Source organism: Campylobacter anatolicus (genome assembly GCF_018145655.1).
Lineage (GTDB): Bacteria > Campylobacterota > Campylobacteria > Campylobacterales > Campylobacteraceae > Campylobacter_A > Campylobacter_A anatolicus.
Window position 1 is genome coordinate 357,580 of record NZ_JAGSSY010000001.1, and the last position, 16,502, is coordinate 374,081.

General features: G+C 36.3%; 18 protein-coding genes. 1 reads left to right on the forward strand and 17 read right to left on the reverse strand.

What is annotated here, in order from left to right; translation table 11 throughout:
• Positions 1-2 precede the first annotated feature (2 nt).
• The 14 genes from hisC to lpxB form a co-directional block, all read right to left on the reverse strand.
• Entirely contained in the window at positions 3-1,100 is a 1,098-nt protein-coding gene (gene hisC / locus KDE13_RS01800) for a histidinol-phosphate transaminase (RefSeq protein ID WP_212140526.1), read from the reverse strand.
• The gene (pheA, locus tag KDE13_RS01805) at positions 1,100-2,179 is read right to left on the reverse strand and encodes a prephenate dehydratase (RefSeq protein ID WP_212140107.1); all 1,080 of its coding nucleotides are present in this window, start codon (positions 2,177-2,179) and stop codon (positions 1,100-1,102) included. The genes hisC and pheA overlap by 1 nt, the downstream gene beginning before the upstream one ends.
• Positions 2,180-2,188: 9 nt before the next feature.
• Positions 2,189-3,403 carry a diaminopimelate decarboxylase gene (gene lysA, locus KDE13_RS01810; protein WP_212142691.1) on the reverse strand — a complete coding sequence of 405 codons (1,215 nt, stop codon included), beginning with the start codon at positions 3,401-3,403 and terminating at the stop codon, positions 2,189-2,191.
• Positions 3,404-3,459: 56 nt separating this feature from the next.
• Entirely contained in the window at positions 3,460-4,530 is a 1,071-nt protein-coding gene (locus tag KDE13_RS01815) for an LptF/LptG family permease (protein ID WP_212142692.1), read from the reverse strand.
• Positions 4,527-5,072 (reverse strand): aminoacyl-tRNA hydrolase, encoded by a 546-nt coding sequence (gene pth / locus KDE13_RS01820; protein ID WP_212142693.1) that lies wholly within the window; start codon positions 5,070-5,072, stop codon positions 4,527-4,529. The genes KDE13_RS01815 and pth overlap by 4 nt, the downstream gene beginning before the upstream one ends.
• Before the next feature lie 13 nt (positions 5,073-5,085).
• Complete coding sequence (locus KDE13_RS01825) at positions 5,086-5,622, reverse strand: 50S ribosomal protein L25/general stress protein Ctc (protein WP_212140103.1); 537 nt, start codon at positions 5,620-5,622, stop codon at positions 5,086-5,088.
• A 61-nt stretch (positions 5,623-5,683) separates the two neighbouring features.
• On the reverse strand, positions 5,684-6,697 hold the full coding sequence (locus KDE13_RS01830) for a transaldolase (protein WP_212142694.1): 1,014 nt from the start codon (positions 6,695-6,697) through the stop codon (positions 5,684-5,686).
• 10 nt (positions 6,698-6,707) lie between these two features.
• Positions 6,708-7,334: a phosphoserine phosphatase SerB gene (serB, locus tag KDE13_RS01835; RefSeq protein WP_212142826.1), complete on the reverse strand. Its 627-nt coding sequence runs from the start codon at positions 7,332-7,334 to the stop codon at positions 6,708-6,710.
• 7 nt (positions 7,335-7,341) lie between these two features.
• A complete protein-coding gene (locus tag KDE13_RS01840; RefSeq protein ID WP_212140101.1) occupies positions 7,342-7,839 on the reverse strand; it encodes a chemotaxis protein CheW in 498 nt (165 codons plus the stop codon).
• Positions 7,840-7,848: 9 nt separating this feature from the next.
• Positions 7,849-10,167 carry a hybrid sensor histidine kinase/response regulator gene (locus KDE13_RS01845; protein ID WP_212142695.1) on the reverse strand — a complete coding sequence of 773 codons (2,319 nt, stop codon included), beginning with the start codon at positions 10,165-10,167 and terminating at the stop codon, positions 7,849-7,851.
• A gap of 9 nt (positions 10,168-10,176) precedes the next feature.
• The gene (locus KDE13_RS01850; protein WP_212140099.1) at positions 10,177-11,133 is read right to left on the reverse strand and encodes a chemotaxis protein; all 957 of its coding nucleotides are present in this window, start codon (positions 11,131-11,133) and stop codon (positions 10,177-10,179) included.
• Complete coding sequence (locus tag KDE13_RS01855) at positions 11,133-11,873, reverse strand: UDP-2,3-diacylglucosamine diphosphatase (protein ID WP_212140098.1); 741 nt, start codon at positions 11,871-11,873, stop codon at positions 11,133-11,135. The genes KDE13_RS01850 and KDE13_RS01855 overlap by 1 nt, the downstream gene beginning before the upstream one ends.
• Entirely contained in the window at positions 11,873-12,361 is a 489-nt protein-coding gene (gene greA, locus KDE13_RS01860) for a transcription elongation factor GreA (protein WP_212140097.1), read from the reverse strand. The genes KDE13_RS01855 and greA overlap by 1 nt, the downstream gene beginning before the upstream one ends.
• Positions 12,362-12,370: 9 nt before the next feature.
• Positions 12,371-13,405 carry a lipid-A-disaccharide synthase gene (lpxB, locus tag KDE13_RS01865; RefSeq protein WP_212140096.1) on the reverse strand — a complete coding sequence of 345 codons (1,035 nt, stop codon included), beginning with the start codon at positions 13,403-13,405 and terminating at the stop codon, positions 12,371-12,373.
• 159 nt (positions 13,406-13,564) lie between these two features.
• Between lpxB and KDE13_RS01870 the strand changes: the two genes are divergently transcribed.
• Positions 13,565-14,134 carry an outer membrane beta-barrel protein gene (locus KDE13_RS01870; RefSeq protein ID WP_212140095.1) on the forward strand — a complete coding sequence of 190 codons (570 nt, stop codon included), beginning with the start codon at positions 13,565-13,567 and terminating at the stop codon, positions 14,132-14,134.
• Positions 14,135-14,164: 30 nt separating this feature from the next.
• On the opposite strand, the gene KDE13_RS01875 is transcribed toward KDE13_RS01870, so the two are convergent.
• The 3 genes from KDE13_RS01875 to KDE13_RS01885 are packed head-to-tail and all read right to left on the reverse strand — an operon-like array spanning position 14,165 to position 16,502.
• Positions 14,165-15,727 (reverse strand): peptide MFS transporter, encoded by a 1,563-nt coding sequence (locus KDE13_RS01875; RefSeq protein WP_212142696.1) that lies wholly within the window; start codon positions 15,725-15,727, stop codon positions 14,165-14,167.
• Positions 15,728-15,979: an aminotransferase class III-fold pyridoxal phosphate-dependent enzyme gene (locus KDE13_RS01880; protein WP_212142697.1), complete on the reverse strand. Its 252-nt coding sequence runs from the start codon at positions 15,977-15,979 to the stop codon at positions 15,728-15,730. It abuts the gene before it with no gap.
• Positions 15,966-16,502, reverse strand: coding sequence for an aminotransferase class III-fold pyridoxal phosphate-dependent enzyme (locus KDE13_RS01885; protein WP_212142698.1), 537 nt, complete (start codon positions 16,500-16,502; stop codon positions 15,966-15,968). Before KDE13_RS01885 ends, KDE13_RS01880 begins: the two co-directional genes overlap by 14 nt.

A 16,502-nucleotide genomic window follows, 5' to 3' on the forward strand; every position in this document is an offset into this window, starting at 1 on the left:
TCTCACTTTAAAATTTGCTTTAACTCTTCAAATACCCTATCATTTTGCCACGATTGTCCGATTGTTATACGAAACGCATTTAAGCCGTAGCTTTTTAGATCTCGTAAAATTATACCTTTTTTTAACATTTTTTGCGATATGTCCGTCGCACTTTGCTCTTTAAATTTAAATGTTATAAAATTTGTATAGCTTTTGATAAATTCTATACCATTTTCACAGGCAAAACTCTCGTATCGTTTCATCTGCTCAAAGTTGCTTTTAATACAATCATCTACAAATTTATCATCTTTTAATGCTTCAATGGCAGCTTTTAAGCTAAGTGTCGTTATGTTAAATGGTGCTCTTAGTTTACCAAATTCACAAATAATCTCTTCATTTGCAATACCGTAACCAACACGCATACCGCCCAAACCATAAGCTTTTGAAAATGTGCCAAGATATATAACGTTTCTAAGCTTTATAATATCGCTTGGCTCTATAGCCTTTTTAGCATCTTTAAATTTAGCAAACTCATTATAAGCACAATCAAGAACTATGAGCGTATCTTTATCAATTTCATTTATAAATTTATAAATCTCTTCCACATCCAAACAATCACCAAGTGGGTTATTTGGAATACATAAAAATATTATAGAAATTTCATCTTTATAAGCTCTGTAAATCTCTTTAAACTCGTCTAAATTATGCTCTTGCGATCTTGTGCGATACACCTTAGACCCCACTTGTTTGGCATAAATCTCATACATCGCAAAGGTTACACCAGCCATTAGCACAGCCGAGTTTGCATTTGCTTTTGCGTGGATGGCATATTCAATGACTTGATCACTTCCTGCTCCGATTATGATATTTTTTGCATCAACTTTAAATTTATTAGCAAGTGCATTTTTAAGCTCAAAATAGCTATCATCTGGATACAAATGTGCGTTAATAGCGACACTTTTTATCGCCTCAACTACCATTGGACTTACGCCAAATGGATTTTCATTGCTCGCTAATTTTATCACATCTTTTGCCTCTATACCAAACTCACGCACAACTAGCTCTATGGGTTTGCCTGCCTCATAATTTACTAAATTTTTTAGTTCTTCATTAAATCTCATCACTCATCTCCATTTAAATAACTTCCCAGCCAAGTGATCTCAGCACCACATTCACTGACCGCTTCAAATACGTTTTTTACGCGTTCATCGTCGATATGCCCTTCAAAATCTATATAAAAAACAGACTTAAACTCACGCTGTTTTAGTGGTCGACTTTCAAGCTTTGTGATGTTTATATTTTCATTTTTAAAAATTTGTAGCAGATTCACAAGACTACCCGGTCTATGATCGGTCTTAGCTAATATTGACGTTTTTGCATTATCTGTTCGTGCATTTTTAAAATCACTTAGTATCAAAAAACGTGTGCGATTTGCCATATTGTCCTCTATTGTTTCATAAAGGATAGGTACATTATGAATTTTAGCTGCGATTTTAGAACAAATAGCCGCCGTATCACTTTGCTGTGAGGCTAAAAAAGCTGCCTCTGATGTCGATTTAGCAGGGATAAATTCAATATCTAAAAGCATATGATCTTCTAAAAATTTACGGCACTGATTATATCCTTGTGGATGTGAATAAATTCGCTTAATATCCTTTAAATTTTCACTAATGCTTACAAAACTATGATGAATGTCAAGATAAAGCTCAGCCACTATCTTTATACCATCAAATTTTCTAAAACAATCAAGCGTAGTCCCCACTGCTCCCTCGGTATTATTTTCTATAGGCACAACACCATATTTTGCCTCTTTTTGTGATAGCTTTGTAAAAACCGCTTCAATGCTAGCAAGTGGCAGATACTCACTCATCGCACCAAAACGACTCTCAGCTGCTTGGTGCGAATACGTCCCTTCAGGACCTAGATAGGCTATCTTTTGTGGCATTTCTAAATTTCTACTCACAGCAAAAATTTCAAGATATATCGCCTCTATCGCAGCCTTGTTTAATGGTCCATCCTTGCCCTCGTTTATTAAGCGATTTATAATAGACCTTTCACGCTCAGGGCGATATATCGGAACTCCGCTAGTTTGTTTTAATTTGCCAATATTTTTAACAAACTCCATACGCTCATTTAGTTTTTTTAAAATTTCATCATCTATGGCATCTATGTGGCGTCTTAACTCATTTATCTCTTGCATTTTTATCTCCTAAATAAACTCACGTTCTAATGCAATAACATCATCAAAGCTCTCGCGGCGACGTATTAATCTATCACTTTTTACACCATTTTCATCACTTTGTATCGCCACTTCTGCCGCACGTGAGCGAGTGTTATAGTTGCTTGACATGCTAAACCCATACGCCCCAGCACTCTTAACTGCAATCACATCGCCACTCTCACACACCGGTAAATTTAAATTTTTGCCGAAAAAATCGCCACTCTCACACACCGGACCCACCACGTCACAAGCTCCAGCACCAATGTCCTTACCAATCACATTTATATCGTGATACGCACCATATAGGCTAGGTCTGATTAAATCATTCATAGCACCATCAACAATTACAAAACGCCTATTTTTATTAAATTTTTCATACAAAACACTAGTTAGAAAATAGCCAGCATTTCCTACGATAAAACGACCTGGTTCACACACAATGGTAACATCTTGACCGGCAAGCTTAGCTAAAATACCCTGTGCGTAGTCATATAGGCTAACTTGATTCTCGTTTTGATAGATGATACCAAGGCCACCACCAACATCAAAAAATTTAATATCAATATCAATCGCCTTAAGCTCACGCATAAGCTCACTCACAACACCAGCTGCTTCAATGATGGGGGCGATGTCTGTTAGTTGTGAACCTATGTGAAAATGCACACCTATTGGCTCTAAATTTGGCGAATTTTTAGCGTGGATATACATCCTTTTAGCAGTGTTTATATCAACGCCAAATTTATTCTCATTTAATCCAGTTGAGATATATGGGTGAGTTTTTGCATCCACATTAGGATTAACTCTAATACTAATGCGTGCAGTTTTACTTAGACTTTTTGCGATATTTTCTAAGCGATACATCTCAGCTTCGCTCTCTAAATTTATCATTAAAATTTCGCTCTGCAAAGCCTCAGCTAGCTCATCATCACGCTTACCAACTCCACTTAAAATGACATTATATTTTTTCGCCCCAGCAAGCAATACGCGTCTGACTTCGCCGATACTAACGCAATCAAACCCCGCCCCAAGAGAGGCTAAAAGCTTTAATACACTTAAATTTGAGTTTGCTTTTACGGCATAGCAAACGAGAGATTTTCTCGCTGAAAATGCGTTTTTTAGCTCGTTATAGCGAGAAGAGATATAATCAAAATCATAAACATAAAGTGGTGTGCCATATTTTTGTGCTAGAGCTTTAAAATCCATAAAAATAGCCTTTGTTAAAATGGTTAGATTTTACACAAAAAATGCCAAAATTTGGCTTAACGATGAGATTTTAGCAAGTATAAAGCATAAAATATTAGTAAAAAAACAGGTAGCATTATACCAAGTTCAGGTAAAATGACTGAATTTTGAGAAAATCTAGTGAGTAAAAATAAAACTCCCCAAACAATAAGCGTAATCAAAACAAAAATAAAACTTGAAAACGCAAGGTTGAAAAATCGCCCAGTTACAGGCAGATGATAGTAGAGTATAAGCATTAAAAATGGTGCAAAAAATGGAGCAATCGCAAGGCTATAAAGTACCGACTTTGCACTCCTTAGCCCAACACCTTCATCTTTAAACGTAAAGATAAATCCAAGCGTATCAGGTATGCTAAAATTTGCATTTTGTGCGGCGTTTGCACTCTCTATACTCTTTGGTGCAAAGCCACTAAGTGCTTTATGATGCTCAAAATTCTGCACTAATAATCCTTCGCCACCAAGCACAAGTGTCTTAGGTAGCTTTGTCACATTTACATCATTCAACTGCCACGTATCATCTTTAAATTTAGCTGAGTTTGCCGTAATTACCGAGTGCAAAAGAGTGGCATTTGTATCAAATATCCGCACGTCAGTTGCACTCTTTTCAAAGGCATTTAGCTCTTTTATATAGATAAATTTACCATCAAATTTTAAAAATGCATCCTTTGTGCTTTTAGAAAAACTTGCACTTTTTGAGATATTTTTCTGATAATCATATGCATATGCAAATGGTGTGCAGTTAAGTCCAATATATATAAGCGTAATCATAAGTGCAATGATAAATGGCGGTTTTATTAGGGCATTTTTACTAATTCCAAGTGCATAAAAGCTAACAAGTTCATTTGAGCGAACCATATTTATATGCGTTAAAATTAGAGCAAAAACCAGCGAAATCGGCATAACATAGCTTACCGCCGTAAGTGCAGTCAAACCCAAATAAAGCAACTGAATGTTTGCTGAGCTTGGCAGATCTTTTAAATTTGTAAGCAGATCAATACCAACATAAAAAAGCTCCAAAGCTCCAAATATGACCCAAAATGCCTTAAAATAGCTCCAGCCAATGTAACGTGCGTATAGGCTTAGGCTCACACAACGCCCTTTTTTATAGTAAATTTTTGTGAAACACTCTCTATGTCACTATGCATAAGTTCTTGTATTGCTTGCTTTGCATAGGCTAAAATTTGCTTCAAATGTCCTTTTTCATCATCGCTAAACTCACCAAGAACAAAATTTACCGCATTACCCTTGCGACCGATACCGATACGCACACGCTCATAATCATTACCTATTAAACTATCAATGGACTTTATGCCGTTATGTCCGCCACTACTGCCACCTTTTTTAAATTTAATCGCACCAAACGGCAGATCTAAATCATCGTGGATAACGATAATGCGATCTGGCTTATAAAAGTCACTTACGGCTTTGACGCTATTTCCTGATAGGTTCATAAAAGTAGTCGGTTTTAGTAGTAATAAATTTGAATATTTAAAGAGTTCTCCCTGAAATTTAGTTGAACTAATGTCAGAGAAATTTGAACTTTTTAGTTCATCTACAAGCATAAAGCCTACGTTGTGGCGGGTGTTTTTATATTTTGGGGTGGGATTACCCAACCCCACAATAAGTATCACAAAAGCTCCGTGGTTACTTAGCTTTAATTACTCCGCATACAGCAACGCGGTCAGCATCAACAATAGTAACACCAGCAGGTGCAGTTATATCACGCACTAAGATAGTATCGTCTATGTCAAGCTTGCTTACATCTATATCAAAAGAATTTGGTAAGTTTTCAGCTGTACATTTTACTGTTAAACGTCTCTTTGACTGAATCAAAACACCTTTATTTTTAAGTCCTATTGGAGTACCAACTGGCTTAACTGGAATCATATATTTTGATAAAACGCCAGGTAATGCGACTTTAAGATCAACGTGTTTAAGTTCGTTTGTTACAACATCTTTTTGATAATCAACGATAACAACGTTATATACTTTGTCGCCAACCTTTACATCAAACGCAAGGGTCTCCTTTTTACGAGCCTCTTTAATAAAGTCATTGACTTTAAAAGCTGCTGCAACATTCTCTAATCCCTTACCATAAATGTTCGCGATTAGATAACCATCTCTTCTTAAAGCTTTAGAAGCTTTTTTACCGATACTCTCTCTAATAATACCTTCTAACATTGTTGTCCTTTCGTAAAAATAAAGGCTGATTTTACCAAAAAATATTAAATTTAAGATTAAATTATTTATCTAGTGGTTTTCCAAGTGTTTTGATTATATCTTCAAATGCCACAACAAATGCCTTTAAACCATCATTTAAAAGCTCACGATAAACATCATTCATATCTATACCATACCCTTTAACAACATCAAAAAAGCTATCTATATTTTGATCACTTGGTGGAGTTTTAACATCGGCTTTTTCTTTTATAAATTCACGTATGGTCTCTATCGGAGCTGTATTTATGGCATTTTTATACATCAACTCTCTAACGTAATAATCAGCTCTTAGTTCGCCACCCTTAACACCAGTACTAGCAAATAAAGCACGAATGTTTTCTAAGCCTCTATTTTCAATGAGATTATAAATTTTTGCTGCGTTCATTATGCCAACCTGCCCTGTTGGTAGCCCCTTTTCATACATTTTAGTATCCAAAAGTCTATCAAAACGGCTAACAAATATGCTTATAACGCCCTTTGGCACATTAGTATTTGGAAAGCGTTTTTGATAAGATTTCGTCCCACTCTCAAAAGCGTCAAGACAACTCTGTGCTTGATCTGGAGAAAATATCAGCGTAGCATTGACACTAATACCACGAGCCATCAAGGCACTCATCGCCTCAAAACCCTCTTTTGTGGCTGGAATTTTTATCATAACATTTGGCATAGCGATGGTAGCGTGCAGCCTAACGCCCTCATCTATAGTAGCTACAGCATTATCGCTTAAATTTGGATCAACTTCAAGACTGACAAATCCATCATTGCCGCTTGCATACTCTGAAAACAGTTTTGTTGCAGCCATTTTTATGTCTTGAGTAGCTAGAATTTCATACAGATCTTTTGGATAACGTTTGCTAGATGTGGCTATCACATCTTTGTAAGCATTTGAGTTTACAAAAGCACTCTTAAATATAGCTGGGTTACTTGTAGCTCCGTTTATAATACCATTTGCAAGAAGTTTGGCAAACTCACTATCTAAAAAATCACGCTCAATAAAATCACACCAAAGTGAAAATTTAGCCTCATTATTATACATATTTTCCTACTTATTTTATTAAATTTAATAGATCACGCATATCTTTACTATCTATACAATGATCTGCCTTTTGCTTTAAAATTTCTTTCGCACAAAAAGCTATTTTAAGACCTGAATACTCAAACATAGACAAGTCATTCGCACCATCCCCTACGCACATTATCTCATTTTTATTTAAATTTAAAAGTCGTGATAAACGTTGCATCATCTCGCCTTTTGAAGCCTCAAACATCATCTCACCACCCACAAGTCCGCTTAAAACGCCATTTTTATGATGTAGTATATTTGCAAAGCTCTCATCATAGCCGAGTCGTTCTTTCATAACATCAGTTGCTAGATGAAAACCGCCACTAAATATAACAACTCTAATACCATGAGATTTTAAATTTGTTATTAGCTCTTTTGCTCCATTCATAGGTGGTAGATTTGCACAAATTTCAGTAGCTTTTGATAGTGACATACCTTTAAGTAAGGCGACACGGCGACTTAGGCTCTCAAAAAAATCAAGCTCACCTGCCATCGCCTTTTTAGTAATTGCACTAACTTCATCGCCCACACCATAAGCGGTGGCCAACATATCTATCGTCTCACCATCCATTATAGTAGAGTCAAAGTCAAATACGCAAAGTTTAATCAAATTTAATTTAGAAATCACGCTTTAATAGGCTCTCAACTTTTAAAATCGTGAGGATATTGTTATCACGCTTACCGATGCCATATATCATACCCTTATCTTTTACCAAAGTTTCTGGTGGCGGATCTATCCTATTTCTATTTATTCTAATCGCCTCTGTTAGCCTATCTATCACAAATCCTGCGATATTATTATTGCTATCTTTCATCACGATATAACGTGTGCTTGGAGTTTGCTTTGTTACATTTAATGAAAATCTCTTACGCAAATCTATAAGAGGTATAACACTACCGCGGAGATTAAACACACCTAGAACATACTCAGGCACAGTTGGAACACGAGTGTATTCAATAGGTTTAATGATCTCTTGGATATTTAAAATAGGTATCGCATACTCCTCTTCACCAACAACAAATCCTACAAGTTGGACTATATCATCATTTTTAACTTCTGGTCCAGTAATCTGTTCACGTTGTTTATCTAAGATCTGATTTAATTTATCATTCATATCCAACTCCTAGCTTAATTTTATATTTTTTCTAACAACATTTTCAAGATATTCTGATGAATACGGTTTAGTTATATACTCTGTCATTCCTACTTCAACACCACGTAGCCTATCAGACTTTGATGTTCTTGAAGTTACTGCTATTAGCGGAAGCGTTCGGTATTTTGAATACTTACGAATTTCACCAGCCAAAGTGTAGCCGTCCATTCTAGGCATCTCTATATCAATAAGTATCGCATCAAACATATGCTCTCCTGATTTTATGATATTGAGTGCCTCAACACCATTTGTAGCTTCAACAACTGTTACACCAGTTGGCTCAAGAGATTTTTGCATTATACTTCTATCCATCTTTGAGTCATCTACGATAAGCACTTTGTAATCACTTGGTTTTTCTTTTACGTTTTTAGACTCATCCATCTCAGCTCTAATGTTTACTTTTATCTCCTTAGCCATCTCCATCATAGCACCAACATCAATTATAAGAGTAACACGTCCGTCTCCTCGTATCGTAGCACCAGCAATACCTGGTATGTTTTGTAGATAATCGCCCATAGATTTTATTACGATCTCTTCTTGACCAACCAACGTATCAACTATAATGCCCAATTTTGCCTCCGCAACACCGATAATAACGACATATGTTTGGTCTCCTCCTTCAAAGACGCGATTAACTCCAAATACATCAGAAAGACGCACAAGAGATAAAACCTCATCACGCAAACGAAGAACATTTTTGCCATCGATTGTATATATGTCATCTATCGGCACACGTACTGTCTCAAGGACGCTAGCAAGTGGGATAGCATAAAACTCTTCTTGAGTTCCAACAAGTAACGACTGAATAATAGCAAGAGTGAGTGGAATTTTAAGCTTCATAACCGTTCCTTTACCCACTTCACTATCAATATCAATGATACCATTTAGCTTTTCAATATTTGTCTTAACAACGTCCATACCTACACCGCGACCACTTACATTTGTAACCTTTGTCGCAGTTGAAAAGCCCGGCTTAAATATAAGTCCAAATGCCTCTTTATCACTCATCGTATCAGCTTCACGCTCAGTTATGATACCTTTTTCAATGGATTTTGACTTAAGCATAACAGGATCAAGTCCTTTGCCATCATCAACTATCTCGATAACGATATGATTTCCTTCATTATATGCTTTAAGTTCTACGGTGCCTTTTTCTGGCTTACCAGCTATACGACGAACTTCTGGATCTTCTATACCATGATCGCAAGAGTTTCTTATGATATGCACGAGAGGATCACCTATCTCTTCAACGATAGACTTATCTAACTCTGTCTCTTCGCCTGAAATTTCAAGATCTATTTGTTTGCCAAGCTCACGGCTAAGATCACGTATCATACGTGGAAATTTATTAAATACCTTAGCAACTGGCAACATTCTAGTTTTCATAACTGCAAGTTGTATATCAGTTGTTACAAGACTTAAAGCTGAAACGACTTGATTTAGCTCCTCTAAAAACTTCTCACCCTCATAACGCTCCTCAACATCATCATAAATTTTAAGGAGTCTATTTTTGCCAAGAACAAGCTCACCAATAAGATTCATCAGATGATCAAGTCTTTTTACCTCAACACGTATAGTTTGCTCTTGTGCAACCGCACTACCACTATTGGCTGGGACCTTTTTATCACTATCTTTATCTTTTGGTGTTACTGGTTTTGGCGTAGGTGCTTGAGCGGACACAGGTGCGACTGATTTTGACTGATCGCCTTTAGCGGCTCTACGTGCTTTATCTTCAGCTTTTCTTACTTTTAAAAGTCTCTCTATCTCAGCCTCAACTTCGGCATCACTTAAATTTGCAAGCTCAGCATCACTGATCTCTTTTTCAGGCTCTGCTGCTGGCTCTTCTACAACTAGTTTAGGTTTATCTTCTGTCTTAGGCTCACTTGATACGGATTCATCACCCTCCGAGATCGCAGTCAGACGCTCACAAATATTTTTAATATCTATGCCAACATCAGTATCGTTACCGTGATCACGTATGCCGTGCAATAGACCTTTCATCATATCAACTGATTCAAGCACCACATCCATAATATCAGGAGTTATTTTAAGCTCACCCTTTCTAGCTTTATTTAGCACGTCTTCCATATGGTGAGTTAGCTTTGTAAGGACGTCAAAATTTAAAAAGCTAGAGCTTCCTTTAACCGTATGTGCTACACGAAAAATTCTATTTAAAAGCTCAAGATCTTCAGGATTTGCCTCAAGCTCAACCAAATCATGATCTATCTGCTCAATAAGTTCAAAGGCTTCCACTAAAAAGTCTTGTGTTATTTCTGTCATATCATCCATTTTTTACCCCTATTTTGCAGATTTAGAATGTGCTTCTATAACTTTAAGCACCTCTTGATAAAATACATTTGCATCAAATTTAGTCAGATACGCATCTCCACCGGCTTCTTTGCTCTTATTAGCGGTAAATTCGTTACTTAAAGATGAATTAAACACGATAGGTATATCTTTAAATCTCTCATCATCTTTAACATGTGCTGCAAAACGATAACCATCCATCTGTGGCATCTCTATATCACTAAGTATGACACGCACCTCTTTAGTTATATCATCGCCAAGCCTCTCATAAAGCTCATTCATTCTCTCTAAACCCTCTACGCCATTTTTAGCCTCAACTACATTTAGTCCCATCTTTTCAAGGGCATCTTTTACAAGTTTACGAGCAGTAGAGCTATCATCAAGCACAACAGCCATACCTTTTACTTTTTTGCTTTCATCTATTTTCACATCTAGCTTAGGTGAGTAAATACCAAGCTCTTCAACGATACTTTCAAGATCAAGGATAAGCAAAACTTCATCATTTTCTATACGTGTTACACCTGTTATCTTACCCTTATCCAATGCACCACCGGTACCGCTAGCAAAATTTGCTGGCTCTATATCTTTCCAGTTTATACGACGGATTCGCTTTGCCTCATGGACGATAAAACCGATAAGAATTCCGCTAAACTCAGCAATAATCACACGTGGTTTTATTATTACGCCATCTGTTGGCTCAACTATATTCATCCATCTGGCCAAATTTATAACCGGTATCACAACACCACGCAGATCAAATATACCATCTATATAAGCTGGAACTCCTGGTAACTCAGTGAGATTTGGCATCTTTATGATCTCACGCACTTTTGCGACATTTACACCATATATACCCTCATATATTTTGTTGTCACTTTTTTTAAAGATACGAAAATCAACAAGCTCCATCTCGTTTGAGCCCGTTTTTAATACGTCGTCTCCAAACATCAATGTCCTTTCAGACTCTTTCGAGCAAATTTTAGTTTTTCATCTTGGTATTTTACTATAAAATAACTTTGGTCGTATGCAAAAAGTGGCAAATTTATATAAATTTTATCTTTTATATCGAAAATCTCACCTTGATGATAATGTCCCTCGATTATAAATTTAGCATTATAATGTTGCATTTTAGTGCTTATATAGTCTTTAAAATTTGGTATTTTATAATCAAGCTTTTTATTTATCTGGGAACTTAAAATAGCATTTGAAATTTTATATCCGCATAAAATATCAAGAAAATTCATAAATTTTAAAAACCATTTTAGCCTTAAAAACAGCAGTGTATATCTGCTAACGAATGGTAAAAAGTTATCTCCGTGAGCTATCTGCACACTATTTCCACATGGTGTTTCACACCGCAGTGGTTGTAGCTCTATCGGAAAAATTTTAACATTTTTAAATAAATTTATAAGATTAAAGTCGTGATTGCCCTCAATATAAATGACCTCTATTTTAAGGGCAATTTTATTTATCAGTGCAATATGCTCGGCATAAATTTGTACAGTATTTGTAGCATAAAAACTCAAAAAGTCAAACATATCTCCCATTAAAAATAGCTGCGTTGCAGCTATCTCACCACTATCAATCGCTTTTAAAAATTTCAAAAAGCCATCGCGATTAGAATTTTCGTGTGCGTCCGAGATAAAGATCGCACCATCTTTTATCTGTATCTTATCGTTTAAATGCATCAATCTTCAAATTTAATAGGTTTATAACATATTGACACGATCTCTACATCACTTCTTCCATTTGGCAAATTTAGCACAACTTCGTCTCCTTCGGCTTTACCGATGAGTTGACGTGCTAGTGGGGATTTGATTGAGATTAATCCACGATCAAGATTGCTCTCAGGTGTTCCAACTATTGTATAAGTATGCTCGATCTCAGTTTCTATATCCATTATCGTTACATTTGAGCCAAATCTAACACGATCATGCTCATATGTGCTAGGGTCGATGACTTCAGCATTTGCAAGTATCGCACTAAGCTCAGCAATTCGTGCGTCTATAAAGGACTGCTTCTCTTTTGCAGCGTGATACTCGGCATTTTCTTTTAAATCACCGTGGCTACGAGCTATATCTATCTCGATGACGATCTGCGGACGTTGATTTAACTTTAGATCCTTTAGCTCAGATTCTATCTTTTCATATCCATATATTGTCATTGGCTCATTCATATTTTACTCCTATTTTATATTTAACATATTTGCGACTGCTTCGCTACTACCGTGCCTTAGATACTCCCTTAGCTCATTGCAGCCTGATATAAATTTCTGCTTATCGCAACGCTCATAAGCGTTTAATAAATTTTTCACGCTCACTTGCTCTTGGATAAACTCATCGTGCAAAGCTGCTTTCCCCATAAAGTCAAACATAATGTTTGCAAGTCCAGCGTAACGAACTTTGACAAATTTACGTGCGATAAAAACATCTATCGCTTTTGCTTTAAAAGAAAGCACAAACGGCGTTCCAATCAGTGCTGCCTCCAAGGTCGCTGTGCCAGAGCAGATAAAGGCAAAGTCGCTTTGTAGCAGAGCTTTTGGTGTATCATTTACTATCTCAAAGCCACTAACATCTCCGTAAAACTCATCAAGCTTATCCATCAAAAATGGTGGCACACAAAGTAGTTTTTGCTCTTTTAAATTTAACGCAACTTCCCTATAAATAGGCATAAGTCGTGTTATCTCCGATCGCCTTGAGCCTGGTAAAAACGCAACTTTATTATTATGCGTAACGCTTGTTTTTTGCTCTCTTATCTCATCAAGCAAAGGATGCCCTACATAGGTAGCACGGTTATAAAATTTAGCATCAAATGGTAATATGGATGCTAAATTATCACAATATCTCTCAACCGCGGTCACACGATGTGCCTTCCATGCCCAAACTTGAGGCAAGATATAGTATGTGATCGGCGTTTTTATCCCAGCCTCTTTTATCGCTTTTGCTAATGGTATATTAAAAGCAGGACTATCTATAAGTAGCACAACATCAGCATTTCTTGCGAGTTCTACCATTTGCTTTAACGCTTTTTTGGCCTTAAAATAAAGTGGTAAAACCTCCACAAATCCCATAGCCGAGAATTCACTACTCCTTAAAAATGGAGTACCAAACCTCTCATCAAAAATGCCAAGTAATTCGCACTCTTTAGCGTGTTTTAGCACTTGCTGAAGATGCAAATTTGCAGATGGTTCAAGTGCAGATATTAGTAACTTTTTATTCAAATTTAAACCTAGATTTTATTTATTTTGGTAGTAATTATCGCTAAATATCTCTAAATTTAAGCTTTTTGAATTTAGAAATTACATTTTAAGATTTTTAAGCTAAATTTTAGGGGGGGGGGGGGTAAAATAGTTCACACATTTTATTACAAAGGAGTTTATATGAAAATTTTAGTTAGAGCCGCTCTTATTGGCTCATTAGTTTGCTCTGTTGCTTTAGCAGATGGTGCGTTTGTAGGCTTTGGTGGCGATTATTCGTTTAAATCAACTTTAAAAGACGACGAAAATAACAAACTTAGTGATGGTCAATTTGGCTTAAATTTAAAAGCTGGTTATGACTTTGATATATTTAGAATTTATGGCGAATACGGCTATGACTTAAAGACTTCAAAAGAAAGCGAAGATTCAAAATTTAGCTGGAAAAAGCATAACTTCTTAGTTGGAGCTGACTATACACCTGCTATAAATGATAGCTTTAAAATTGCATTTGGTGCATATACAGGGTTAAGTTCAAACAGACTAACCGAGGAATTTAACGGTGATAAAAACCAAGCAATGCTAAATGGCTGGGTATTAGGTGCGAAAGTGGGCGGAATTTATAGCTTTGATACTCATAACGAGATAGAGTTTGGTTATAAATTTGACCGCACAGACTACAAAAAGTCAGAAGAATACGGAGATACAAAAGAGACAAACCACGGAATTTATATCGGCTATAACTATAAGTTCTAATAAATTTAAACTGCACGGCTTGAGAAATTCTCAAGCCGTTTTTATCCTAGCAATTCCAAATAACATCACTCCGCCAAGTAAACAAATAACGCAAAATATCATAAAAAAATCATATAAGCTAACTATCTGATAACCAAAAATTTGCGGATAGTTTAGCGGTAAGTTGTATGTGTTTAAAAGTACGATCTGTTCGGCATTTGGCGTGATAGCTCCATTTAAAATATCATTTAAATTTATACCAAGTTCATTTGCTTTTATAAATTTATCTGCAGTTGGTGGCATAAGAGCTGCTAAAGTGCCAGAAAGAGCATATCCTGCAGCATTTGCAAGATAAAATATGCCAAATATAAGTCCTAAAAATCGCCTTGGCGAGAGTTTACCCACGAGCGAAAAACCAATGGGAGAGACTAACATCTCAGCACAAGTTTGCATAAAATAAAGTAGTATAAGCCACTTTATGCTAAGTAAATTAGTCCCAAGTCCACTCACTCCATAAGCGATAATAGCGTAGCTAAGTCCCATCAACACAAGTCCAAACGCTTGTTTGTCTAAATTTGAAACACTCTTTTTTTGTCTATCTAAATAACTCCAAAACGCAGCAAATGGCAAAGATAAAATCAACACAAAAAGCGGGTTAAACATCTGCACCATCGCAGCAGGAACATTAAATCCGAGCAAATTTCTATCTGTTTGATTATTTGCTATAAACGTGAGAGATGACCCAGCTTGTTCAAAAGTCGCCCAAAAAAAGATGATAAAAAACGCACTTATAAATATAGTAACCACATCACCTCTCTCGGCACGGCTTAAGTTCTTATCAAGCAATACATACGTCGCTAAACTAATGCCAATAGCGTATATGAGTGGATAGAGATATGTTTTTATCAAATTTCCACTCGCAAAGTAGACAAGAGTGATAAAAACCACTGCAAAAATACCCACGCAAATGACTAAATTTCGACTATCTATCGTTAAACTCATACTTTTTTCACGCACAACTTTTAAATGACGCTCACTAAATTTTAAATATATAATAAGTCCTATCAGCATAGCAAAAAATGCCGCTAAAAAGCCCCACTTAAAGGCACTGATATCGCGGACACCATCTACCACGACATCGGCGAAGAAAGGCACTATAAAGACACCAAGCAATACGCCCAAATTTAGAAAAAAATAGTATGTTGAAAACACCGCATCAAATTTAGAAGACTCATCGATACTAGAGCTTAAAAGTGCCATAATACTTGGCTTAAAAAAACCATTACCGCATATCATAAACACCGCTGCTATAAGACTAAGAGTACGTTCAAATCCCTCTCCACACGCAGCTACAAAAAATACAAGCTGAGCCATACTAAGTAAAATTGCACCGATGATAATACTCGCATTGTAGCTTAAAATGCGATCAGCTAAAGCACCTCCCACGATAGGCGTAAGATAGCTAAGAGCCAAAAATGCACCATAATATATCGCCGCGTCCGTCTCACTAAGTCCTAAAAAATGCACCATAAATAGCGAAAATATCGCCCTTAGTCCATAAAAGTTAAACTTCTCCCACATCTCCGTGCTAAACAGCACCCATACCTTTTTCATTCACTCTCCTAAAATCTCAATAACACACTCACAGCATATCTTTACCGCTCTTTCACAGGTAAGCTCATCAATAATAAGCGGTGGATTAAAGCATATGACATTACCTAAAGGACGCAGTATTAGCCCCTTTTGTAACGCCTTTTTATAAATTTGATAACCTACTCTAAGCCCTGCGTCAAAACTCTCTTTACTACCTTTATCCTTAACTAGCTCAATAGCATTTATAAGGCTCAAACTTCTAATCTCCGACATTTTTATACTCTTTTAAAGCAAAATTTAAAAGCTCATTTAGCCTTTTAGCACGAATTACTACTACTTTTAAAATCTCACCACTTTCAAGCTGAGCTAAAACACCAAGAGCTGCTACACAACCAAGAGGGGTTACCGCTATAAGTATGTGAGTGCATAAATGCCTTGCTCTCATTATAAGGTGCATAAAATGAGTCATAAATTTTTGTCGTACAGCGGTGATAACCATCGGCATAAAGCCACCCGTTAGCCCCTTTGAAAGCGTCATAATATCAGGCACAATCCCAGCATAATCACAAGCAAAAAGTCGCCCGGTGCGACCAAAACCAGTAGCAATCTCATCAGCGATAAGCAACACATTGCTCTTATCACAAAACGTCCTTAGTTTTTTTAGGTATATACTAGGATAAATTTTCATAACAATTGATATAAATTTATCTATTATTCCTCTTTTTATAACTAAACCACCATCAGCCAATAAAACAACTGGCTTATTTTCTTTTTTAAACTTATATTTAGCATACAT